Origin of the sequence: Pandoraea iniqua (genome assembly GCF_902459685.1) — a bacterium.
GTDB classification, from domain to species: Bacteria; Pseudomonadota; Gammaproteobacteria; order Burkholderiales; family Burkholderiaceae; genus Pandoraea; species Pandoraea iniqua.
Window position 1 is genome coordinate 135,398 of record NZ_CABPSF010000003.1, and the last position, 22,409, is coordinate 157,806.

At 63.6% G+C, this 22,409-nt stretch carries 19 protein-coding genes and 1 pseudogene; 9 read left to right on the forward strand and 11 right to left on the reverse strand.

The genetic code is table 11. The features are described 5' to 3' along the window. Positions 1 to 10: 10 nt before the first annotated feature. Positions 11 to 919, reverse strand: a complete 909-nt coding sequence (locus PIN31009_RS11815) for a LysR family transcriptional regulator (protein ID WP_150685471.1) — start codon at positions 917 to 919, stop codon at positions 11 to 13. A gap of 179 nt (positions 920 to 1,098) precedes the next feature. Between PIN31009_RS11815 and PIN31009_RS11820 the strand changes: the two genes are divergently transcribed. The 5 genes and pseudogenes from PIN31009_RS11820 to PIN31009_RS11840 all read left to right on the forward strand — a co-directional run bounded on the left by PIN31009_RS11820 (position 1,099) and on the right by PIN31009_RS11840 (position 7,554). Next, positions 1,099 to 2,823: an FAD-dependent monooxygenase gene (locus PIN31009_RS11820; RefSeq protein ID WP_174997127.1), complete on the forward strand. Its 1,725-nt coding sequence runs from the start codon at positions 1,099 to 1,101 to the stop codon at positions 2,821 to 2,823. A 148-nt stretch (positions 2,824 to 2,971) separates the two neighbouring features. Continuing rightward, positions 2,972 to 4,363 carry an MFS transporter gene (locus PIN31009_RS11825; protein WP_246185627.1) on the forward strand — a complete coding sequence of 464 codons (1,392 nt, stop codon included), beginning with the start codon at positions 2,972 to 2,974 and terminating at the stop codon, positions 4,361 to 4,363. Between the two features lie 48 nt (positions 4,364 to 4,411). After that, on the forward strand, positions 4,412 to 5,275 hold the full coding sequence (locus PIN31009_RS11830; RefSeq protein ID WP_150790380.1) for a fumarylacetoacetate hydrolase family protein: 864 nt from the start codon (positions 4,412 to 4,414) through the stop codon (positions 5,273 to 5,275). A 67-nt stretch (positions 5,276 to 5,342) separates the two neighbouring features. Next, entirely contained in the window at positions 5,343 to 6,356 is a 1,014-nt protein-coding gene (locus PIN31009_RS11835; RefSeq protein ID WP_150790381.1) for a VOC family protein, read from the forward strand. Positions 6,357 to 6,407: 51 nt separating this feature from the next. After that, positions 6,408 to 7,554: pseudogene (locus PIN31009_RS11840) on the forward strand (porin). 38 nt (positions 7,555 to 7,592) lie between these two features. Here PIN31009_RS11840 and PIN31009_RS11845 read toward each other — a convergent pair. Beyond that, on the reverse strand, positions 7,593 to 8,687 hold the full coding sequence (locus PIN31009_RS11845; RefSeq protein ID WP_150790382.1) for an NmrA family NAD(P)-binding protein: 1,095 nt from the start codon (positions 8,685 to 8,687) through the stop codon (positions 7,593 to 7,595). 192 nt (positions 8,688 to 8,879) lie between these two features. On the opposite strand from PIN31009_RS11845, the gene PIN31009_RS11850 reads away from it, so the two are divergent. Continuing rightward, positions 8,880 to 9,386, forward strand: a complete 507-nt coding sequence (locus PIN31009_RS11850; RefSeq protein ID WP_087687489.1) for a winged helix-turn-helix transcriptional regulator — start codon at positions 8,880 to 8,882, stop codon at positions 9,384 to 9,386. A 22-nt stretch (positions 9,387 to 9,408) separates the two neighbouring features. Here PIN31009_RS11850 and PIN31009_RS11855 read toward each other — a convergent pair whose 3' ends face one another. The 8 genes from PIN31009_RS11855 to PIN31009_RS11890 form a co-directional block, all read right to left on the reverse strand. Then, positions 9,409 to 10,257 (reverse strand): ABC transporter permease subunit, encoded by an 849-nt coding sequence (locus PIN31009_RS11855; protein WP_425495483.1) that lies wholly within the window; start codon positions 10,255 to 10,257, stop codon positions 9,409 to 9,411. 41 nt (positions 10,258 to 10,298) lie between these two features. Next, positions 10,299 to 11,189 carry a taurine ABC transporter ATP-binding protein gene (locus PIN31009_RS11860; RefSeq protein ID WP_150790384.1) on the reverse strand — a complete coding sequence of 297 codons (891 nt, stop codon included), beginning with the start codon at positions 11,187 to 11,189 and terminating at the stop codon, positions 10,299 to 10,301. A gap of 10 nt (positions 11,190 to 11,199) precedes the next feature. Then, positions 11,200 to 12,237 (reverse strand): taurine ABC transporter substrate-binding protein, encoded by a 1,038-nt coding sequence (gene tauA / locus PIN31009_RS11865; RefSeq protein WP_246185628.1) that lies wholly within the window; start codon positions 12,235 to 12,237, stop codon positions 11,200 to 11,202. A gap of 196 nt (positions 12,238 to 12,433) precedes the next feature. Continuing rightward, on the reverse strand, positions 12,434 to 13,177 hold the full coding sequence (locus tag PIN31009_RS11870; RefSeq protein ID WP_150685460.1) for an amino acid ABC transporter ATP-binding protein: 744 nt from the start codon (positions 13,175 to 13,177) through the stop codon (positions 12,434 to 12,436). Positions 13,178 to 13,190: 13 nt separating this feature from the next. Continuing rightward, positions 13,191 to 14,333 carry an amino acid ABC transporter permease gene (locus PIN31009_RS11875; RefSeq protein WP_217426791.1) on the reverse strand — a complete coding sequence of 381 codons (1,143 nt, stop codon included), beginning with the start codon at positions 14,331 to 14,333 and terminating at the stop codon, positions 13,191 to 13,193. A gap of 13 nt (positions 14,334 to 14,346) precedes the next feature. Continuing rightward, on the reverse strand, positions 14,347 to 15,231 hold the full coding sequence (locus tag PIN31009_RS11880; protein WP_246185629.1) for an ABC transporter substrate-binding protein: 885 nt from the start codon (positions 15,229 to 15,231) through the stop codon (positions 14,347 to 14,349). A 38-nt stretch (positions 15,232 to 15,269) separates the two neighbouring features. After that, positions 15,270 to 16,337 (reverse strand): TauD/TfdA family dioxygenase, encoded by a 1,068-nt coding sequence (locus PIN31009_RS11885; protein WP_058378729.1) that lies wholly within the window; start codon positions 16,335 to 16,337, stop codon positions 15,270 to 15,272. Positions 16,338 to 16,751: 414 nt separating this feature from the next. Then, complete coding sequence (locus tag PIN31009_RS11890; protein ID WP_246185630.1) at positions 16,752 to 17,417, reverse strand: GntR family transcriptional regulator; 666 nt, start codon at positions 17,415 to 17,417, stop codon at positions 16,752 to 16,754. A 168-nt stretch (positions 17,418 to 17,585) separates the two neighbouring features. On the opposite strand from PIN31009_RS11890, the gene PIN31009_RS11895 reads away from it, so the two are divergent. Continuing rightward, positions 17,586 to 18,317 carry a response regulator transcription factor gene (locus tag PIN31009_RS11895; protein WP_150790386.1) on the forward strand — a complete coding sequence of 244 codons (732 nt, stop codon included), beginning with the start codon at positions 17,586 to 17,588 and terminating at the stop codon, positions 18,315 to 18,317. Further along, a complete protein-coding gene (locus tag PIN31009_RS11900; RefSeq protein ID WP_174997129.1) occupies positions 18,304 to 19,779 on the forward strand; it encodes a sensor histidine kinase in 1,476 nt (491 codons plus the stop codon). Before PIN31009_RS11895 ends, PIN31009_RS11900 begins: the two co-directional genes overlap by 14 nt. A gap of 8 nt (positions 19,780 to 19,787) precedes the next feature. Here the strand turns inward: PIN31009_RS11900 and PIN31009_RS11905 are convergent, their stop codons facing one another. Next, entirely contained in the window at positions 19,788 to 20,525 is a 738-nt protein-coding gene (locus tag PIN31009_RS11905) for an acid phosphatase (protein WP_150790388.1), read from the reverse strand. 289 nt (positions 20,526 to 20,814) lie between these two features. On the opposite strand from PIN31009_RS11905, the gene PIN31009_RS11910 reads away from it, so the two are divergent. After that, complete coding sequence (locus PIN31009_RS11910) at positions 20,815 to 22,374, forward strand: alkaline phosphatase family protein (protein WP_150790389.1); 1,560 nt, start codon at positions 20,815 to 20,817, stop codon at positions 22,372 to 22,374. Positions 22,375 to 22,409 lie beyond the last annotated feature (35 nt).

The following is a 22,409-nucleotide window of genomic DNA, read 5'->3' on the forward strand; positions in this document are numbered from 1 at the left end:
GGACTAGGGATCAGCGCAAGGCATCCGCGACGAGCTTGCGAAACCAGCGGTGCGCCGCGTCGTTGTGAAACCGCGGATGCCAGAACTGCCGGACGGTGAGGTCCGGCAGCGCGATCGGCAATGCGAACACATCGACGTGGGCCATCTTGCCGAACAGGTCGGCGAGTTCGTTCGGAATCACGGCGATGAAGTCCGAGTTCGCGACCAGACTGGGCACTGCCAGCAAGTAAGGCACTTCGACCCCCACATTCAACCGGGTGCCACGCTTGTGCAACTCTTTGGCGAGGAGTTCGTTGGTCATCGCCAGCGTGGCCGCCACCACATGGCGCGTATTCATGAATGTCTCGGCGTCCATGGCCGGCACCCTCCCCGCTTTGCCTCGTTTGCCCTCCCCCGCGCGACGGATACCGACGAGTGATCGCGTGAACAGGCGTTGCTGATGCAGATGCTCGCCCATCCGGTCGAGATAGCCGATGGCCAGATCCAGCTCACCGTCCTGCAAGGCTGCGCCAAGCTCGGCCGCGGGCACCTGAATCGGCCGCAGCGTTGCCATCGGCGCATGTTCGGCGAGTGCCGCGAGCAACCTCGGCAGCAGCACGATCATGCCCATGTCGCTCAGACAGACGGAAAACGTGCGCCGCGTGTCTGTCGGCTCGAAGGCTCGCGCCTCCAACACGTCCTGCCGGATCAACGCCAGCGCCCGGGAAACGCCATCCGCCACACGTTCGCCGGTTGGCGTCGGTGCCATGACAGCGCCCGCGCGCACAAACAGATCGTCGCCGAATCGCGTGCGCAGCCGTCCTAACGCGTGGCTCACCGCCGGTTGCGTCAGCCCGAGACGCTGCGCTGCACGCGACACACTGCGTTCCGCCATCAACGCCTCGACGACGTAGAGAAAGTTCAGATCGGGGTATTCCATTCGCGTCTCCTGATGGCGTCTGCGCGCCGTGATGCCGCCACTATGCCATCGGCACGCTATGCATTGAATTCATAATCTCTATGATTTTCATTTTATAGATTTATACATTGTGGCCGCGTACCTTTGCATCAACACGTCGCGACAGGCGTGACAAAGATGAGCATCAGGAGACGATGGCGATGGATTGCGATGTATTGATCGTGGGCGCTGGCCCCGTGGGATTGTTTTTGGCGGCGTCGCTCGGGCAACAGGGCTTGCGTGTGGAAGTCTTCGACACCAAGCCCGGTACCAGCCGGCACCCGGCCGCGAACGCCAACAGCGCGCGCACGATGGAACACTTCAGGCGCATCGGCGTCTCGGCCCATATTCGCCAGTTGGGGCTCCCGCCCGAGCAGTCCCCCGACGTGGCTTACTTCACGACCATTTCCGGACACGAACTCGCCCGCCTTTCGCAGCCAGCGTCGCGCGACGCCGTGGCTTATGCCAAGGCGCACAGCTTCACGTGGCCCACGCCGGAACCGCCGCATCGATGTTCGCAGCTCTATATCGAACCGGTGCTCCTCGACGCGGCACGTCGGCAATCGACTTGCAACGTCCATTTCGACGCGACGGTCACCGACCTCGCGCAGGATGCCGAGGGTGTGACGGCGGTCGTCACGCTGGCGCAGTCCCAAGATGCACCGGATCGCCAGCCGCAAGTGCGTCGCGTACGCGCCCGCTATGTCGTCGGCTGCGACGGCCCACGCAGCTTCGTGCGGCGCTCGCTGGGTCTGCGCTACGGCGGTGTCGCCAGTGAGAAGCGATCGTTCATGGGCGGACAGATGGAGGCCGTGTACTTCTACGCGCCGACACTGGTTGAAGCGAGCGGTAAAGCGCCGGCTTGGCAATACTGGACCTTCGCCCCCACGCAACGTGCCTTGATCGTGGCCGTAGATGGCCGGGGTCACTTCATCATGAACGTGCAGCTCCACGACGACGAAACCCCGTCGGAGGATGTCGTGCGCTCACGCATCGCGCAGGCGCTCGGTGCCGATATTCCGTTCGAAGTGAAGAGTTCGTCCGCATGGACGGCCGGACACGCCCTCGTGGCGGAGCGCCTCGTCGTCGGACGAGTATTTCTCTGCGGCGACGCGGCACACTTGTTCACGCCGACCGGCGGGCTGGGTTACAACACCGGCATCGACGACGCGGCCAATCTGGCGTGGAAGCTCGTTGCCTTGGTGCGTGGCAGTGCCGGTGAAGCACTTGCCCAGAGCTACGACGCCGAACGACGCCCCGCCGGGGAGCGCAATACCGCATTCGCACGCAACTTTGCCGACAGCATCGGCTACGTCGCCCTCCCCCGCGAAGCTTACGAGCAAGGCCCGGAAGGCGACGCCGCAAGGCGCGCGGTCGGCGAATACCTCGCGTTTCATGCGCGCCATGAGTTCGTGATCCCCGGGGTCCATCTGGGCACACGTTACGAAACATCGCCGCTACTGACAGCGGAACCGGGCAGCCCGCCCGCCGACAACGCCAATCTCTACGTGCCGTGCGCTCGCGCCGGGCACCGCGCCCCCCATGCGTGGCTCGCCGACGGCAGTTCTCTGTACGACGCGATGGGCCGACAGTTCACGCTGCTTTGCGTGGACGGTCAGACACCGGACGCCAGTGCGGTGGAAGCCGCCCGCGACGTGCTTGGCGACATTGCCGTGGTCGTGTCGACCTTCGCCGACACCGCATTGCTCAAGCAACTTTACGAACGCAACTACGTCTTGATCCGCCCTGACCTTCACGTGGCGTGGCGCGGCGATGCCCTCGACGACGCCTTCGTGAGCGCGGCTCGCCGCAGTCTGGCACTTGACCCACGCGATGAGGTTGGTGCGACCGCACAAGCCGCCCCGGATTCGATTTTGCAGTCTTGACCGATCAACGACAGAAACGCTGCCCCACTTTCATTAATCGCTTTTTTCAGTTGCATTCAGTTGTGACATGCCGGCCAAGCGCTTGAACAACAGACGCTGGCAGTCGCAGACCGGTGGCTTTATCTCCGGCTACCTTCAGGAGACAACGATGTACGTAGATTCGACGTCGCAAACGTCCACGCGTGCCGACACGGCTACCCGCGGCCAGACGCGCGAGCGCATGACCGCCCTGCAACGGCTCACGCTTTTCCTCTGCTTTCTGATCGTTGCGGCCGATGGCTTCGACGTGGCCAGCGTCGGCTATGTCGCGCCGCTGCTCAAACGTCAGTGGTCGTTGAGCCCTGCCGAGCTGGGGCCGGTCTTCGGAGCGGGCCTGTTCGGCCTGACCATCGGCAGCTTTCTCTTTGGCCCGCTCGCCGACCGTATCGGCCGCAAGCGCGTCATTCTCATCTCGATGTTTCTGTTCGGTATTGGCAGCCTCGCGTGCGCGTGGTCGCCCTCGGTCGGCTGGCTCGTCTTTCTCCGGTTTCTGACCGGTGCCGGACTGGGCGGCGCTATGCCCAACGCCATCACGCTGTCGTCGGAATACAGCCCGGCGCACAACCGCGCGTGGCTCGTCACCCTCATGTTCTGCGGCTTTACGCTCGGACTCGCCTGCGGTGGCTATGTGGCAGCGTGGCTGATTCCGCACTTCGGCTGGCAAGGCGTTTTCATCTTCGGCGGGTTGGCACCGCTCGTGCTGGTGCCGGTCGTGGCGTGGCAATTGCCTGAGTCGCTGCGCTTTATGGCGGGCAAACCGGCTTTCGCGAAGCAGATGCAACGCACGTTGGCCCGTCTGGGCGAACGTGGCGCAGCGTCCTTTGCGGCAGAAGCCGCTGCGGAACTCCAGCAGGCCGAAGGGGCGAATGGCGCGAATGGCACGAACGCCGTCGCGGAGCGCCCGGTGGCAACGCTCTTCAACGCCCACTACCGTACCGGCACGCTGCTGCTGTGGCTCGCGTTCTTCTGCACGCTCTGGGTCTACTACCAGATCAGCAGCTGGCTGCCGACGGTACTCACCGAGAGCGGCATTGGCGTGGCACACGCGGCACAAGTGGGCGCGATGCTGCCCATCGGCGGCACGCTCGGGTCATTGCTCAATGCGCGTCTGATGGACCGGTTCAATCCGTTTGTCGTGCTGGCGTTCTCTTACGTGGTCGCTGCCGTCTCCATTGCACTCATCGGCACGTCGCTGCATTCGACGACGCTGGTTTTCGTCACCGTGTTCTTCGCCGGGTTTGGCTTGTCGGGGGCGCAGACCGGCGCCAACGTGCTCGTCGCAGGGTTCTACACCACCGGGGCGCGTGCCACCGGTGTGAGCTGGGCGCTTGGCGTCGGGCGAGTCGGCTCGATCATTGGCTCGATGACCGGTGGCTTGCTGCTTGCCGCCCTGTCGTCCGTTCAGGTGTCGTTCGTCGTGTTCGCGGTGCCCGCTGTGATCGCGGGCATCGCCATGATCGCCAACGGTCTGCGCTACCGGCGGCAGATGGTGTCCGCATAGCGGCGGCCATCGCTCCCCACATTCAATCTTTCTTTATCTGGAGTCACCATGCGTTTTGTCAGCTTTGAACTCGACGGCAAGTCCTGCCTCGGTGTGCGCGATGCCGAGAGCATCCGCGTACTTGGCGAATTTGCCCTTGAAGACCTGCTTGCCGACGGCGTCGATCTCGTCGCATTCGGCAAGGCCAATACGTCCTCGCGTCACGTCAGCGCCGACACCGTGCGCTTGCTGGCGCCGTTGCGCCGCCCGCCGAAGATCCTGTGCGTCGGCCTGAACTACCGCGACCACTCGGCCGAGAGCCAATACGCCCAGCCGGACTACCCGACGCTCTTCACCCGTGTGAACACGAGCCTCGTCGCGCACGACGCACCGATCGTCCGTCCGGACGTGCCCGACAGCGAGGGCGTCGATTACGAAGGCGAGTTGGCCGTGGTGATCGGACGCGGCGGCCGTCATATCCGTCATGAAGATGCGTTGGATCACGTCGCGGGCTATTCGGTGTTCAACGACGGCTCCATTCGCGAATACCAGTTCAAGACGCCCCAATGGACCATGGGCAAGAACTTCGACGCGACGGGTGCGTTCGGCCCCGATCTGGTGACGGCCGACGAATTGCCGGCAGGTGCCCGTGGCTTGCTGTTGCAGACGCGTCTGAACGGCGAAGTCGTGCAGTCGGCCAGCACCGACGACATGGTGTTCGATGTCGCCACGCTGATCGAAGTCATCAGTCAGGCCATCACGCTGGAGCCGGGCGACGTGATCGTGGCCGGTACGCCGTCGGGCATTGGCTGGGCGCGCACGCCGAAGCTGCTGATGCGAGAGGGCGACGTGTGCGAAGTCGAAATCGAGCGCGTGGGCCTGTTGCGCAACGCGATTGCCGACGAAGTGACGCTGCGCAAGTCGCGCGCCTGATGCTTACCTGCTGCCGGCATTGCGCGAACCGCGTGCGATGCCGGCAGGTCTTTGCCCGGAGGACGTCATGACTGCATCGCCCTTGCCCGGCACGCCGCGCGCCGTGCATTCGATCGATCACTTTGCACTCAACGTGCCGTCGCTGGCACAAGCGCAGCATTTCTTCACCGCTTTCGGTCTGGAGGTGAGCGACGCCGCCGCGCCCGGTCAAGCCCTTGAGCTCCGCGCGGCGGACGGCCATCGCTGGGCGCGCGTGCTGCCGGCGGACGGCAAGTCGCTCGCCTATCTGCAATTCAACTGCTTTGCGCAGGACTTCGACGCGCTGCGTGCACAGGTGGTGCGAGCGGGGGCGACGCCTGCGGACAGACCGGCGTCGCTGGCCTCGCTGGAATTGCTCGGCGAGACCGCAGGAACCCCACCCGACGCGGGTTTCTGGTTCCACGACCCCGACGGCAATCTGATCGGCGTGCGTGTTGGCGTGAAAACGTCGCCCGACGCGAAACCCTCGTTCACGCTGAATGCCAGTGCCAACGGTGCGCGCGGTACGCATTGCCGTCACGACGTGGTGCAGGTACGGCCGCGCCGCCTGTCGCATGTGCTGCTCTTTACGCCTGACGTTCTGCGCTCGCTCGCGTTCTACAGCGACGCGCTCGGCCTACGGTTGTCGGACCGCTCGCAGGACCTCATTGCCTTCACGCATGCGCCGCACGGCTGTGACCACCATCTGGTGGCGTTCGCAAAAAGCCATGCGCGCGGGTGGCATCACTGCTCGTGGGACGTCGCGAGTCTGGACGACGTCGGCAACGGCGCGGCGCAGATGGCGGCGGCGGGCTACCGCCACGGCTGGGGCACGGGGCGGCACGTGCTCGGCTCGAACTACTTCCACTACGTGCAGGACCCGTGGGGATCGTTCAGCGAGTACTCGGCCGATATCGACTACGTCGCGAAGGATCAGACGTGGCCCGCTGGCGACTTCGACCCCGAAGACTCGTTGTACCTGTGGGGGCCCGAGGTCCCCGCCGATTTCATTCGCAATACGGATACCCCTGCCGACACATCAATAGGCACACCCCGCGCCTGAGCGCATCGGCACAACAGACCAGACACACTGGCATCGACTGAGGAGACAGCAATGAAAGCAGCAACGGTGCGCCTTGTTGGCGCAACGGCGACCGCGCTCGCCTGTTTGAACGTGAGTCCGGCATTCGCACAGAGCAACATCCAGCTATACGGCGTGCTAGACACGGGCATCGAATTCGTGACGCACGCCGGTCCCACGGGCGATAGCGTCTGGCGCGTACCCGGCATCACAGGGACGATGCCCTCACGCTGGGGCATTCGCGGCACCGAGGATCTCGGCGGTGGCTTGCACGCGTTGTTCACGCTCGAGAACGGGTTCAATGTGCGCGCGGGCGATGTGAATCAGGGGGGACGGCTGTTCGGCCGCCAGTCGTGGGTTGGGTTGCAGAACGACTGGGGAACGTTGAGCTTCGGGCGCCAGTATTCGATGACGTTCTGGGCGCTGTCCGACGCGGATATTCTCGGGCCGGACATCTACGGCGGGCTGGGGTCGTTCGACGCGTATATCCCGAATGCCCGCAGCGATAACACCGTCGCCTACAAACAGACGTGGCAGGGCCTGACGTTCGGCGCGACGTGGTCGTTCGGCCGCGACAACGGTGGCACGGGCAACTCGCCGGGCCAAGGCACCTGCGCGGGGAACGGCACAGGGGCGAACGGCTCACCGGCGTGCCGCCAGTGGTCGGCCATGCTGCGCTACGACACGGCGTCGTTCGGCGTTGCCACCGCCTACGATCAACAGCGCGGCGGTCCGGGCGCGGCGGCAAACTTCTTCGACGGCGTGGCACCCGTGGCCATCGCCGGCAGCGGTGCAACCGACACGCGCATTCAGTTCAACGGCTATGTGAAAGGCGGTAGCTGGAAGGTCGGCGGCGGGTGGCTCGGACGGCGCGTGAGCACCGATGCGGCCGGGCTGCCCGGGGTCAACTCGGACATGTTCTATCTGACGGCGTCGTACACATTGGCACCGCAGTATGTGATCGACGGCGGGGTGTATCGCATCGTGAATGCACAACACGATACCCGTGGGACCATTGCCGCGCTGCGTGGCACATGGCTGCTCTCCCGCCGCTCGGCCGTGTACCTGCAAACCGGCTGCGCGTGCGGCGTACACCCTCAGCCAAGGTGGCGCGGGTGCCTCGCCGAACGCGGGGGTGAACCAGTTAGGGGTGATGGCCGGGGTGCGTCATACGTTCTGACGTCGCCGGTTGAATCGGACGGGCGCGCACTCTGCGCATCACAGCGCGCCCTTTCCGCCGTCTTCGAGCAACTTTAGGAGCGGCGGCGACTTGAACATCGTCTCCGCTTGCACCCGTTCCCAGAGGCTCCCGAGTCCTTGCTGCCGGCCGCGCGCGTCCTCATGTCGCAACCACTGTTCAACCGTCCGGATGCGATTCGGATGGATTTCATCGAGCAGTGCATAGTCGCGCTGGATCACGTTGTGTTTCCAGACATTCCAGAAGCCGGTGAAGTTGTCCCGGAAGCTCATCGTGCTGTTGTCGTTCGGATCGGCGTTGTAGCCGGCGGGGCGGAGTGCGGCGGTCTTGAGCGGGCCGTTCCAGTAGGTGTCCAGATCCGTGTCGATGTAACGCGCCGGATGCCCCGTTACCCGCTCGAACGCTTCGGCGAGTTGGTGGTACTCGACGGGCTCGATCGCAACTTCGAGGTTCATCCCGTTCGCACGCTCGGCATTGTCGAACAGCCACCGCGCGTAGTAGCCGCAATCGGCCAAGGCAACGTGCGGCACAGCGCCATTGCCGAGTGGTACGCGCCACGTCAGCACACCGTCTTCCACGAACGGCATCATGGGCGTCATGGCTGAAATGGCCATCTCCATATACGGCCCGGTGGTGAACACCGCCGCGCCCATTCGCTCGCCGTTGGTCTGGTTCTGGAACAGGATCCACTCGCCGATGCGCCCTTTGCCGTCATAGTGGCCGACGCGGAAGCGCGAGTCGTAGCCCGCCTTCTTCAATGCGTAGTCGAGGTTGCCGTACACGTAGAACTTGATGCCCTCCTCCAGTGCGATTTCGTAGGCCCGGATGGCCCAATACATCTCTGTTTTCTCGCCAGTGTTGAACCCGTCGAGATTGATGTAAGCCCCATCGCAGCCCCGGAAGCCTTCCCGCAGCACGGCTTCGTCGGCAAACGTGCCTTTCAGGATCGAAACGTTGCCGAGCGCGAGCAGCGCCTTGGCCCGCCGGGACTCGGGGTCGCGACTTAGCGCGCGAACGGCGTATTTACCGTCGGCGACGAGCGCGTTGATGATGGGCAGGCCCTGTGCGCCGGTGCCGCCGACGACGAAGATCCGGGAAATGGAATGGGAGGACATGCGTGTTTCCTTACGTAGCTGGACGGGACACTCCCCGGGGACCGAAACACGCATCCTCGGGTGAATTTGTTGCTCTTATAATAAGAGTGACTAATTCGCGCTGCAAGCACTTTCAATGACGCGAAGTGAACGTGACTCTTATAATGAGACCCGCTGACTGATAACGGGCGGCCTACTCAGGGGAAACTGCGCATGCGCTCAAAAGGTTTCGACGGCATGGTATGTTCGATCGCTGGTGTCATGGCGGCGCTCGGCGACCGATGGGGCGTGTTGATTCTGCGCGACTTAGTCGTGGGGCTCAGGCGATATGACGAGCTACGCCAGTCGTCTGGCATCACCAATGCGACGCTCAGCGACCGTCTCAAGCATCTGGAGACTAACGGCCTCGTCGAGCGCAGGCGCTATCAGCTGAACCCCGAGCGATTCGAATATCTGCTGACGCCCAGCGGCAAAGCGGTTGCAGCGTTACTGCCGGTGCTCGCTCAGATCGGCGACAAGTTGGAGATGTCTGGTGCCTCGGCCCCGCCGATGACGTTCGTGAACCGAAACACCGGGGCCGAGGTCCGGTGGACGTTTATCGATCAGGCGACGGGCGAGCCGGTGAGCGCCGATGATCTGGCCGTCAAGGAAGGACCGGGCGCGGACGATCTGGTGCGCTGGCGGTTGTCCCAAGGCGAACAACACCGCCATCAAACCTGATCGGCGCGGCGGCCGACGTGAGTCAGCGCGTTCGCCACGGCACGAGACGCCTCTCCAGTGCGCGCATGCCGAGGTCGAAACACCACGCGATGCCGCCGATCAGCACAATCCCCATGACCACGACGTCGGTGCGAAGGAAGCTCGATGCATTGAGCACCATTTGGCCGAGGCCCGCCGTTGCGGCCACCATTTCGGCCGCAACCAGTGTCGTCCAGCCGAAGCCGATCGAGATGCGTAATCCGGTGAGGATTTCCGGCAATGCCGCCGGCAGGATCACGTGGCGAACCACTTGCGCGAAGCTGCCGCCCAGCGAGTACGCGGCGTGGATCTGCTCGGTCGTGGCACTTCGGGCGCCGGCGCGCGCCGCCATCGCAATCGGCGCAAAGCATGCCAGATAGATGACGACGATTTTGGCGGTCTCGTCGATCCCGAACCAGATGACCACGAGCGGGAGGTAGGCGAGCGGCGGCAACGGCCGGTAGAACTCCAGCACCGGGTCGAGCAACCCACGCGCGATGCGGCTCACCCCCATCAGAATGCCCACGGGGACGGCGGTGACGGTCGCCAGCAAGAATGCGCCGAATACGCGCAAGGCACTCCACGCGAAATGCTCGGACAAGGGCAGTCCGCCCTGAATCCGGCCGTGAACGGCATCAAGGAAAGCCCGCCACACCGCTTCGGGTGCCGGCAGGAAAAGCGGTGGAATCCAGCGCATGTGTGTCGATATCCACCACAGGGCAGCAATCGCCACAATCGCAGCGACGCTCAGACCGGCCGTCGGCCCTTCTCCGGGCATACGCCAGATCCGCGCCCGCTTGTGGTTGGTCTGCGATGCCTGCTGCACGGGAGGCACCACGTGCGTGTTAGGCACGGTCGCCACATTTGACACAGTAGTTTCGGATGCCATGGAGGTCAGACTGTCGAAGCGGTCGAAGCATCAGGGACGGGCTCACGCAGGCGTTGCACCAGTCTCTCGCGCCACGCGATGAAGTCGGCGGAGGACTTGACGGCGCGCGCATCGCGGGACGCCAGATACTGCCGCGAGAACGGCAAATCGTGGCTCTCGGCGATACGCCCCGGGCTGGGGGTCATGACGATGATGCGTGTGGCGAGAAACAGGGCCTCTTCGACGCTGTGCGTGATGAAGAAGATTGTCTTGTGCGTGCGCTCCCAGATGTCGAGCACTAGCTCTTGCATAGTTTCCCGGGTCATGGCGTCCAATGCGCCCATCGGCTCGTCCATGAGCAGCACGCGCGGATCGTTGGCCAGTGCGCGCGCGATGCCGACCCGCTGTTGCATGCCGCCAGACAGCGTATCCACCCGCGCCTCGGCATGCCGCTCAAGGCCGACCAGTGCCAGCGTGCGGCGTGCCGACTCCCGGCGCTGCGCCTTCGGTACCCCCTGAAAGCGAAGGCCGAGCGCGACGTTGTCGACCACGTTCAGCCACGGCAGCAAGGCGTAGCGCTGGAACACCACCCCGCGCTCGGCGCCCGGGCCGGAGACCGGTACGCCATCGAGCAGCACCTCGCCCTCGTTGGCCTGCACAAACCCCGCGATGCAGTTGAGCAATGTGGTCTTGCCACAGCCGGACGCGCCGAGTACGACGACAAAATCGCCCGTATCGATGCGCAGGTTGACGTTGTCGAGGGCGACGTTGGTGGCCGCGCTTCTCAACCCTCTTCCCTTCGTGCCGCCCGCGCCCGTGCCGTCATATTCGACACGAAGCCGCCGGATATCCAACCCGCCGCCTTTCACGCCGGGTGTGATCCGCGCAGCACGGGGTGCGCCAAGTGCAAGGCTCATATCACCCAACTCAACGTGCCGCACGCTGGACGAAGCTGGCATCGACGCCCACGGAATAGTCCGGCAGTTCCGTCTGAATCGTGCCTTGCGCCTTCAGGAATGCGGCCGTCGCGGCAAGCGATTTGGCGGCACCTGACTGCGCGCCGCCGCCCAGCCAGACGTTCGAGGCCTGCTGTGCCGGCGTGGGGAACGCATACAACGCGAGGCTTGCCGGAACTTCGTCGGCATTCGCGCCGGACTCCTTGGCGACCGCCGCCACTTGTGCCGACCCCGCCGTCCATGCGGCTTTATGTTCGCGGTAGTTCGCATCGGTGGCGGCAAGCACCTTGACGAAGCCGTCGACAAAGTCCTTATTCTCGCGGGCGAACTTGCGGTCGACGACGAAGCCGTCGAACGTGGCCTTGCCGGTCGATTTCGCGATGGCCCCCGACGTCGTCAGCACTTTGCCGTTCTTCTTGACCTTGGCGAGTACCGGGTCCCAGATGTACGTCGCGTCGATATCGCCTCGCTCCCACGCGGCGGCGATTTCGGGCGGGCGCAGATTGACGATCTTGACCTTGGCCGGGTCGACACCGGCGGCCTGAAGGGCCACCAGCGTGTGGAAGTGAGACGTGGAGACGAACGGCACACCAATCTTCTTACCGTTCAACTGCTTGACCGAAGTGACGCCCGAACCGTCGCGAGCCACCAGTGCCTCGGCGTCGTTGATGTTGTCGAGAATCCAGAACAGCGACAGATCGACGCCCTGCGACAGACCGGCGGCAATCGGGCTGGAGCCGGCCTCGCCGAGCTGCACCGACCCAGAGGCGAGTGCGCGAATGACATCGGCGCCGCTCCCCAGTTTGCGGTAGGTGACCTTGTAGCCGGTAGCGCGCTCGACTTCACCGGTCGCTTGCGCATAGCGCCACGGGACCACCATGTCTTGATAGGCGATCACGACTTCCTTGGACTGCGCGAGCGCAGGCGCGGCGTAGGTCGTGGAAAAAGCCAAGGCGCTAAAGGCCGTCAGGATGGCGAGCGGGCGAAACCGTCGAAGCAGTCGATTCATTGAAATCCCCATTCTTCTAGTTGGAAGAGACGACCCACTATAGATAACGGGGCACGGCGGCGTGCCAATCGATTGGAACTTGCTTATGCCGTCGCGATGAAATTGCTTTCGTTGATTTGGGCGCAAAAATTGGGCGCAAAAAAAGGGGACCCGAAGGTCCCCGAATATGGGTGAGCCGGTCAGTCGAATCTCTTACTCAGAGTCGCTTGGCCTGCCGGATGCTACGTAAAAACGCGCGGGTGCGCTCTTGCTGCGGGTCACCAAAAATCTGCTCGGGCGGCCCTTCCTCACAAACCACGCCGTCACACAGGAAACAGACCTTCGACGCCACCTCGCGAGCGAAGCCCATTTCGTGGGTGGCGAGCAGCATGGTCATGCCCTCCTGCGCCAGATCGCGAACGATGTTCAGCACCTCGGACACCAGTTCGGGGTCGAGTGCCGACGTGATCTCGTCGAGCAGCAGCACCATCGGGTCCATCGCCAGTGCGCGCACAATCGCCACGCGCTGCTGCTGTCCGCCCGACATGCGATCGGGATACTCCTTCGCCTTGTGCGCCAGACCAAAGCGTTCGAGCAGCGCCATCGCACGATCTTCGGCGTCGCGCTGGGGCTGTTTCAAGACCCGGATCGGCGCCAGTGTGATGTTCTCGAGCACGGTCATGTGCGGGAACAGGTTATAGCCCTGAAACACGATGCCGATGTCGCGGCGCAGCGAATTGACATCGACACCTGGCCCCGTGATGCGGTCGCCGTGCACAAGGATCTCGCCCGACTCGATCGGCTCCAGCCCGTTGATACAGCGCAGCAGTGTCGACTTGCCGGAACCCGACGGGCCGATGAGGCAGACCACCTGATGCTCCTCAACCGTCAGGGTCAGCCCTTTGATGACCGGCACCTCGCCGTAAGACTTGGCGATGTCGCGAATCTCGATGAATGACATGTCGTTCGCTCCTTCAGGCCCCGCCCGCACGCATGCGGGCCCGGTCGCGTTGCGCCATCCGTTCCACGAAACGCACCTGCGGAATCGAGATGATGATGAACAGCACGGCCACGGTCGTGGCGGCCGACAGGTTGTAGTGATTCGACGCGATGATCATCGACTGGTTGAAAGCATCGATCACGCCGACCACATTGACTAGTGCCGTGTCCTTCTGCAAGGCGATGAACGCGTTGAGCAGCGGCGGAATGATCTGCCGGATGCCCTGCGGCAGCACCACGAAGCGCAGCGTCTGGCTGTACGACAACCCGAGCGAGCGCGAGGCCGCGACCTGACTCCAGTGCACGCCCTGAATGCCGGCGCGATAGATTTCCGCCACGTAGGCCCCGACCGTCAGGGTCAGCGCGATCACCACATACGTCGTGAGCGACAGATCTTTGAGAATCGGCACGCCCGTGAGCGGCAGACCGAAACCGACCAGATAGATCACCAGCACCGCCGGCATGGCACGGAAGATATCGACGTACGCCGTGGCAATGAAGCGCAGCGGCTTGCCTGCCCTGCCCGGCGCAAACATCGCTAGCGCCACGACCAGTCCCCAGATCAGCACGAAGACTTCGGCGATCAGGAAGATCTTCACGTTGACCCAGAACGCGGTGAGCACGAGCGGGAATGTCTCGATGATCAGCGGCAGGAAAATGAAGGTCTTCGCGACGGCCAGATGGTTCGCCAGCACGAACTGCAACGCCAGCACGATGATGAGTTGTGCCAGCGTGTAGCCGAGCGTGATCCAGCTTTGCACGTCGGCCTCGGCGCGAGCCACGCGCGCCGCCGTGATGTCGCGACGGGTTGCGGCATCGCTGAACGCCCGCCAGCGCTGAAAGGCACGCGCCAGCGGTGCGAGCACGATCAGCGAGGCGAGGCCAAGCAGCACGGCGCCCACGGGCACCCACCAGCCGTCGAGCTGGTTCCCGAGCAGGCCTTCACGCAATGCGGCAATCGTGAAGGCACTGCCCACGATGGCGACGAGCGCACCGACCAATGCGATGAGAAACAGCGTGAACGGTGACGACGGCATGCCGCCGATGGTCAGCCGCCGCTCGCGTCCTATCGCACCAATCAGCGCGCCGGGCGCCTTTTGAGAAGAGGGTTCGCTCATGGACTCGTTGACCTCAGGGCGTCAGTACCGGCACTTTCGCGGGATCGGCACCGAGGCTCGGCACCAGATACTGAGTGGCCAGACGGTCGAACGTGCCGTCCTTCTTCATCTCGGCGATCAGCTTGTTAAATGCGGCGAGATTCGGCGAATCCTTGTTCACGAGACCGCCCCACTGCTCGCTCGTGTCGTAACGGCCCACGACTTCGAAGCGGCCGTCCGACTTCTTCGCGATGGACAGGACGTTCGGCGTGTCGTACAGCACGGCGTCCACCTGATTGGCATTGAGTGCGGCGTACATCGCGGCAGCGTCCGTATAAACCTTCGGGTGTTCAGCGACCTTCACCTTGTCGGTCAGGTACGGCAGGATCGTCGTGCCTTGCTTCACGCCCAGACGCAGCTTCTTGATGCTGTCCTTGTCGACCTTCGTGCCGGTCTTGACGAGAATGCCCTGATCGGAATTGAAGTACGGATCGGTGAAGTTCACGACCTTCTTGCGATCGTCGGTGATCGTGATCTCGCTGAGCGCGATGTCGAAGCCTTTGGCCTGACCGCCGATCACCTGTGCAAACGAGCGGTTGACGACGATCACGCGATCGAGCCCTGCACGATAGGCCATGTTGGCGGCCATACAGTATTCGAAGCCGTCCTTGATGGTCTCCGGCGAGTCGCCGTTCCACCAACCCGGTGCCGGCAGCACGGGGCGTACCGACAGTGCGCCCGGCGTGACCGTTTCCAGCTTCACCGAGCCGCGCGTGCCGGTGACTTCGCATTTGCCGAAGTCCGGGGCCGCGACGGCCGTCGTGCAGAGGCCGCCGAGCATGAGCGCGGTGAGCAGCACGCGCGCAGGCGCCGTCTTGCGGGTTGCGCGAATCTTGTCTTGCCGTGCGATCAGTTTCATGGGGGTGTCTCCTAGCATCTTGGGGTTGGGTCGATCGGTTATGCGGGCAGTGCTGCGGCCGGTTGGGCAATGCCGCCATGCGGCTTGCCCGAGGCGACGTCGCCCCAGAGCACCGCGTGGTCTTCCGGCAGCGCGCGCGAGTTCGGCATGGACAGCCAGAGACGCATCAGCATACGGTCCTGACCGGTTTGCACATCGTCTTTGAAGGCGGTACGGCCGTGATACACGATGTGATTGTTCAGCAACTGGATGTCGCCCGGGGCGAAACGCATCTCGAAGCATTGCTCTTCGGCTACGGCCATCAGCATGCGAATGGCTTCGTGTTCGGCCTCGGAGAGTTTGCGCACGCCCGGCAGCATCTGGGCGTTCTCGATGTAGGTCAACGAGAAGTGGCTGGTGAGCTTACCGTCGCGCACACCGAAGATCGGCAGATCGTAGGCGACGTGCTCGCCGCCGGCTTCTTCGCCGAAGCGGCTGCGCGGAATCGGCTGGCACAGCAGCGCGTGCAGGTCCGGACGGCGCTTGAGAATTTCGTTGTAGACGGTGGCGCTGCTGGCCAGCTTGCTCACGCCGCCCTCGGACGCCTGTCGCACACACAGCAGGCCGACGACGTCGCAACGATCGGTGTGAAAGCGCAGTTGGCCCGGCGAGAGTGTGCGAGCGCCCGACGACAGGAATTGCTTGCCTGAGCTATCGACCGTGGCCCCATAGAGCTTCGCGCCGACGCCCATGCCTTCGTCTTTGATCTCGCGCATGACTTCACCGCGGTAATTCTGGAACATCGGCGTGCCCAGATGCGCACCCAGCGCGTACCACATGCGGCGCAGTTGCTCGGTGCTGTAACGGGTGACGTCGAGGCCGCGAATCTTGACCATGCCGGAACCGTTTTCCAGTTCTTCGCGCACGTCGTCAAAGAACGCCGTGGCGTCAGGCAGCGGAAAGTTGTGACGGTTGATATCGCGCCAATCGACGTTCTCCGTCGCTTTCAGCGCGGCGTCGATTTGTTCGAGCACGATGGCCGGGAAGGTCTTCACCCAACGATCGTGATTGACCATTTCGGTCCCCTGCCAAACACTGGCGCCTTGCAGACTCTGCGACTCGGCCATGAAATTCTCCTGATAGATGCGATCAGTAGTACGCCTTACTTTGTATATACATGTAAGGACATTACACCCATCATTTGAAGTCCGACAATCGGGAGCGACGTCCAATCAGGGAAAGTCCTAGCCTCGGAAAACAACAGGCTCACGAGGCATGTCTGCGCAATGGCATGGCGACTCGCAACGCCTTGCGCAGTAAGGCAGACGCGGCAAATCGCGGGTCCGAATTCCCTAGCGGGACGACCCGAACTCCCGGGTACGTGGACTCCCGGTCGACTCGACTATACGCGAACAAAATTGCGTCCGTATATCATTTATTGATTTCGTATACGATTTGAATAAATCAATTTCTCACACTGCTGAAAACGGGGGCGGTGTGAAGTGCCGAGCGCAGAGAAAGCGCAGAGAACGCGCAGGGAATCAGGCGGCGGTTTTGCCGCTCAGCCGGAAATACGCCATCACTTCGCGTTGCGTTTGTTCCAGATGTTTGCGCAGCAGGCGAACGGCGGTTTTCGTATCCCCGGCTGCGCAGGCCTCATGGATCGCGAAGTGCTCGTCGTAGGAGCGTTGATGGTCGTTGACGGCGGAGAGGTGAGTGCGCAGAAAGCGGCCCATGCGCTCTTGCGCGGCCTGTGCGGTGGCGACCAGCCGCGGACGATTGGCGGGCGCGTACAGCGCTTGGTGAAACGCGAGATTCAGGTCGCTCCACGATTGCGGCGTGTCGGCCTTCTCATAGCGCTTGAGCAACTCTTGTGCGAGGGCGAGATCGCTGGGTGCCATGTTGGGCACGGCAATTTCGAGCGCGCGGCATTCCAGCGCGATGCGCAGGTCGAGCATTTCGACGCAGTCGCTCGCCGTGAGCGGCGTCACGAACGCGCCCGCATTGCGCTTGAGCGTCACCCAGCCCTCGGATTGCAGACGCATGAGCGCCTCGCGCACCGGGATCTTGCTCACGCCCATTTGCGCGGCAATATCGTCCTGACGAATCGGTGCCCCTTCCTGCAATTCGCCCGACAGAATCTGCTGGCGAATGGCTTCGTAGGCGCGTTCGGCGGTGGAAATTGAAGCGGTTTCGCTTGTGGTCACGGAGGTCCGCGCGTCAGTTCGCGCTTCAGGCAGGGATGAGTGATGCGTGGATTATACAATTATTAAAATTCGTATACTTTTCATGATTTGACCTCGAATTGCCCTGTCACGAATTTTTCATACAGTTGCCATAGAGTCTCCGGTCACCCTTCAGACCCGAGACGACCTATGCGCGTGCCCACCGTTGAGTCCACGCACGCTGGCGGTGCCTGCACGGCCAACCGCGTTCTGGTGGTGGAGGACGACGCCAAGGTCGCTCACGAGATCGTATCGGCGCTCGGCGAGCACGGTTTTTCCGTCGAACTCGCCGGCACGGGCGGCATCGGCTTACAACAGATGCTGCACGGGCAATTCGACTGTGTGGTGCTTGACCGGCTGCTGCCCGAAATCGACGGCATGTCGATTCTCACGACGGCGCGCAACGTCGGCATCAAGACGCCTGTGCTGATGCTCTCGGCACTGGGCGCGACCGACGAACGTGTGCGCGGCCTGCGCAATGGTGCCGACGACTACCTCACCAAGCCCTTCAGCTTCGACGAGCTCACCGCCCGTATCGACGTGCTGCTACGCCGGCATAACGATACCGACGTGAGCGCCACCCTGCGTGTCGGCGATCTGCATTTGGACAGCCACAACGGGACCGTGACGCGTGCGGGGGTGCCGGTCGTGCTCAAGCCGCGCGAAATGCGCCTGCTCGAATACTTGATGCGCAACGCCAATCAAGTGGTCACGCGCGCGTTGTTGTTCGAATCGGTGTGGAAGTATCAGCACGACGTGCAGACCAACGTCATCGATGTGCACATCGCCCGGCTGCGCAAGAAGATTTCTCTGGACGGCGCCTGCTCGGCGATGATCGACACCGTTCGCGGGACCGGCTATGTTCTCCATGCCAATGACTGAGCGCAGCTTTCTGCGCAGCCTTTGGGGCGCCGGACCGATTTTCGCCATCTTCATCGTGTCTGTCGTCACTTTGTTTGCCGTTGTCTACTGGCTCACCATGGGCTACCTGACCGATCTGGTCGACGCCCGCCTCCAGCGTGAAAGCACGCAACTCATCCGGCGCACGCCCGCCGACGCACGCACCAACATTACGGAGCGCAGCCACCGCGAGGCGGCCAACATGCGCCCCTACGGCCTGTTCAGTGCCAGCGGGCAACGGCTGGCCGGCAACATCGACGTCATGCCGAAAGGTCAACCCGACTGGCACGCTTACCGCTATGTCCAGTCGGTAGTGGACAAAGAAGGCGATACGTGGGCGCGTCCCTATCGCGCCATGATGGCGACCATGCCCGATGGCAATCGCGTGATCGTCGGGCAGGCCGTCGACGATATCGACCGTTTCGATCACATGCTCGTGCGGGTGGCATTCGGCGGTCTGCTGGCGACGATTTTGCTCGGCGCCTTGTGCGGCTATGCCTTGCACCGCGCCGCCAATCAGCGGGTTCGCCAGTTGCGAGAGTCGTGTCAGGACATCATCTCGAGCCACTTCACGCGCCGCTTGCCGACGCGCGGCCGACGCGACGATATCGATTTGCTGGTGGGTTTCGTCAATACGATGCTCGACGACATCGAACGCCTCGTCTCGGAGCTGCGCGGCGTGTGTGCGTGGATCGCGCACGATCTGCGCACGCCGATGACCCGCTTGCGTGCGGGGTTGGAACGTGCCCGCCGTAGTGCGACGTCGGCCAAGGAATATGACACGGCCGTCGAGCGTGCCCTTGAGCAAACCGACCACGTGCTCGGGCGCTTCTCTGCGCTGCTGAGAATTGCCGAAATCGACGCCCATTCGCGTCGCGAGCAGTTCCGTCACGTTGATCTGGCACGCATCGCCGAAGACGTTGTCGATCTCTACGAGCCGCTGGCCGAAGAGCGCAAGGTGACGTTGCTGGTCGAGACACAACGCTGTGCGCCGGTGCTGGGTGACAGCGATTTGATCTTTGGTGCCATCCAGAACCTGCTCGACAACGCGCTCAAATTCACGCCTGCCGGTGGCACGGTGCGCCTGCGGGTGATGGCGACGCCCCAACATGCCGTGGTGGAAGTGTGCGACACCGGACCGGGGATCGCGAGCGCGGAGCGCGACGCCGTGTTGAGACCGTTTTATCGCGGCGCGGGCGTCAGCGGTATGCCGACGCCCGGTCACGGGCTTGGGCTGAGCGTGGTGGCGGCAACGGCGCGGATTCACAACGCGGTGATGCGGATCGACGACGCGGCGCCCGGCTGCCGCGTCGCATTGCGGTTTGCTGCGGCATCGGTCTCGCCGGAAACGGCCGACTTGACCGACTTGACCGACGCGAGCGACAAGACCGACATGGCCGAGACGCCAGACGCCTCGCGCACTGCCGACGTGGCGAGCGTCTGACCGGCGGGTTACTGAAGCGGCGGCAGGCTCAACGCTTCGCGGGTCTCACGCGTTGCCCGCTTGAGATCGTCGCGAAACGCCGGGTTGGCCAGCATGGCAGCGGCGATCACCGTACCGCTCACCTTCCCTGCTTCGACGTCGCTCACGTAATGCACGCCACCCAACGCGCGTCCCTGCGCGTAGGCCTGCGCACGCGCAAAGATATCCGCACGCTTCTCCGGCACGATCTCCGCGAGAATCACCGCGCTCAGGTACGCAAACGTGGCGTGCCCGCTCGGATAGCCCGGTGACGTGCCCTCCGTCACGATGCCCGGGTGCACCTCGGCACTCACGTTGTACGGGCGCGGGCGCTTCCAGTAATCCTTCGCCGCCTTGAGCGGTCCTGCGCCCTCCTTCGCCAGACGCTTGAAGAAGGCTTCGGTGAACGGCAGACGTTCCGCGCGGAAGTCGGTGCCGATCACATCCGCAAAGCGGAACACGCTCTTGTGCGTGTCGCCATCGGCGAGTGCCAGTTGTGCGGCGGTGCGCGACTGCTGGAGTGCCAGTACCTGACGCAGATCTTCTGCCGCGGCAAGCGTGCCGGGTGCAGGCGGCGGCGCCACCAACACGGTCAGGTCGGGACCTGCGCCGCTCAGATAGTCGGCATGGGGCAGTTCAGCCGCTTGTACCGCGTGCAGTGCGCTCAGCAGCAGCACGGCGGCTACGAAGGGACGCCCGTAGCGGGTCGGCACTGGAAGAGGAAGCATCGGTTTATTCCTTAAATGATCGGGTGGATCGGGTGAATTGAGAGAGACGGGGTTTGGGGCAAATACGCTGAAGGAGGCTACGAGACGCCGATGACCCGCCAATGGCGCCAACCTTTCCGTCCGGACAGGTTCGCCGTTCGCGCCAGATGCCCCCGCGTGGTCTGTTCATGTTGGCAAGTTTTGCTTCATCTGTGCATCACGGGCGACGCATAAAGTTCGCCTCGCTGATCACCGGCGAGCAGGCCGGTCCACCCAACCGAGCGCGCTGCGCCGAGGATGCACTACCTCCATGAAGCCCCAGACTGCCAAGACTTTCCGCCTTGCCCCGATGGTTGCCCCTGCGCTCGCGCTCGCTTGCGCCGCGCTGGCCTCAGGGGCCGTGCATGCCGATCAACCCGCACCGCTTGCCCCGCTTGCCCCGCTTACCCCGCTTACCCCGCTTAACCCGCTTACCCCGGCGAAACGGGTGCTGCTGATCAGTATCGACGGCATGCACGAGGAGGATCTTTCCCGCTACGTCACCGTGCATCCGACCTCGGCGCTGGCTTCGCTTGCGCGTCACGGCGTGATGTATCGCAACGCCCTCACGCCGACGCCGTCCGATTCGTTCCCGGGCATGGTCGCGCTGATCAGCGGTGCCAGCCCCGTCAGCTCGGGCGTGTACTACGACGACAGTTTCGACCGGCGGCTTGTCCCGGCGGGGGCGAACTGCGGTGCGGGCACGGCACGGGGTGCTGAAGTCGTTTTCGACGATTCCATCGATCTGGATCCGAAGCGCATCGACGGTGGCGGCGCCATCAATGCCGACCGCCTGCCTCGCGCCCCGGCGCGTCAGTGTGCCCCCGTCTATCCGCACAACTACATGCGCGTGAATACCGTTTTCGAAGTCGTGCGCGCCGCTGGCGGACGCACCGCTTGGGCCGACAAGCATCTCGCTTATGACTTCGTGAATGGTCCGAGCGGAAAGGGTGTCGACGACCTCTACACCCCGGAAATTGCCGCCGTCGGCGAGAAGCTCGACGCCTTCCCTGCCTACGACAATCTGAAGGTCGACGCGCTGCTCAAACAAATTGAGGGCCGTGACGCCGCTGGCAATGCGGCGCCCGGTGTGCCGCGTTTGTTCGGCATGAACTTTCAGCAACTGAGCGTGGCGCAGAAGTCCGGCGACGGCTACCGCGACGCCCATGCCGCGCCCGGGGCCGCCATCGGCGCGGCGCTCGATCAGATCGACGGGTCGCTGCAACGCGTGCTCGACGCCCTCGCCGCACGGCACCTCGACGCGTCGACGCTCGTCGTCATTGCCGCCAAACACGGCCAGTCGCCGATTGCGCCGGGGCAACTGCGCCGTATTGACGGCAAGCGCGTGCTCGATGTCATCACACAAATCGCACCGCAGGCGCTCGCGAAAGCCACGCTCGACGATGTCGGCCTCTTGTGGCTGAAGCAGCCGAAGTTCACGCAGGCGATTGTCAAGGGGCTGCGGGCCAATGCCGAAGCGCTGGGTATCGATCATGTCTACGCGGGTAATGACATGCCCGCCGGCTGGGGCCGTGTCGGCAGCGACAGCCGGGTGCCCGACATCGCCATCGAGACGAAGTACGGCGTGATCTACACCCATGGCAGCAAGGTCGCCGAGCACGGCGGCTTTCACGACGACGATCGTCATGTCGCGCTGCTGATCTCGCGTCCGGATATTCAGGCGAAGGAAATCGACGCCTCTGTCTCGACACGTCAGGTCGCGCCCACGCTGCTGCGGGCATTGGCCCTCAAGCCCACCGCCCTCGACGCCGTTCGCCGTGAAGGTACGACCTCACTCCCGGGCTTGAACTTCGGCAAAGGCACCGATTGAACCTTCGGTAGCACCTGCCACGACATAGCACCACG

Bases quoted from the DNA above. Each gene is read 5' to 3' on its own strand.
- PIN31009_RS11815 (WP_150685471.1), bottom strand. From the start codon at position 919: ATGGAATACCCCGATCTGAACTTTCTCTACGTCGTCGAGGCGTTGATG.
- PIN31009_RS11820 (WP_174997127.1), top strand. From the start codon at position 1,099: ATGGATTGCGATGTATTGATCGTGGGCGCTGGCCCCGTGGGATTGTTT.
- PIN31009_RS11825 (WP_246185627.1), top strand. From the start codon at position 2,972: ATGTACGTAGATTCGACGTCGCAAACGTCCACGCGTGCCGACACGGCT.
- PIN31009_RS11830 (WP_150790380.1), top strand. From the start codon at position 4,412: ATGCGTTTTGTCAGCTTTGAACTCGACGGCAAGTCCTGCCTCGGTGTG.
- PIN31009_RS11835 (WP_150790381.1), top strand. From the start codon at position 5,343: ATGACTGCATCGCCCTTGCCCGGCACGCCGCGCGCCGTGCATTCGATC.
- PIN31009_RS11845 (WP_150790382.1), bottom strand. From the start codon at position 8,687: ATGTCCTCCCATTCCATTTCCCGGATCTTCGTCGTCGGCGGCACCGGC.
- PIN31009_RS11850 (WP_087687489.1), top strand. From the start codon at position 8,880: ATGCGCTCAAAAGGTTTCGACGGCATGGTATGTTCGATCGCTGGTGTC.
- PIN31009_RS11860 (WP_150790384.1), bottom strand. From the start codon at position 11,189: ATGAGCCTTGCACTTGGCGCACCCCGTGCTGCGCGGATCACACCCGGC.
- tauA (WP_246185628.1), bottom strand. From the start codon at position 12,237: ATGAATCGACTGCTTCGACGGTTTCGCCCGCTCGCCATCCTGACGGCC.
- PIN31009_RS11870 (WP_150685460.1), bottom strand. From the start codon at position 13,177: ATGTCATTCATCGAGATTCGCGACATCGCCAAGTCTTACGGCGAGGTG.
- PIN31009_RS11875 (WP_217426791.1), bottom strand. From the start codon at position 14,333: ATGAGCGAACCCTCTTCTCAAAAGGCGCCCGGCGCGCTGATTGGTGCG.
- PIN31009_RS11880 (WP_246185629.1), bottom strand. From the start codon at position 15,231: ATGAAACTGATCGCACGGCAAGACAAGATTCGCGCAACCCGCAAGACG.
- PIN31009_RS11885 (WP_058378729.1), bottom strand. From the start codon at position 16,337: ATGGCCGAGTCGCAGAGTCTGCAAGGCGCCAGTGTTTGGCAGGGGACC.
- PIN31009_RS11895 (WP_150790386.1), top strand. From the start codon at position 17,586: ATGCGCGTGCCCACCGTTGAGTCCACGCACGCTGGCGGTGCCTGCACG.
- PIN31009_RS11900 (WP_174997129.1), top strand. From the start codon at position 18,304: ATGCCAATGACTGAGCGCAGCTTTCTGCGCAGCCTTTGGGGCGCCGGA.
- PIN31009_RS11905 (WP_150790388.1), bottom strand. From the start codon at position 20,525: ATGCTTCCTCTTCCAGTGCCGACCCGCTACGGGCGTCCCTTCGTAGCC.
- PIN31009_RS11910 (WP_150790389.1), top strand. From the start codon at position 20,815: ATGAAGCCCCAGACTGCCAAGACTTTCCGCCTTGCCCCGATGGTTGCC.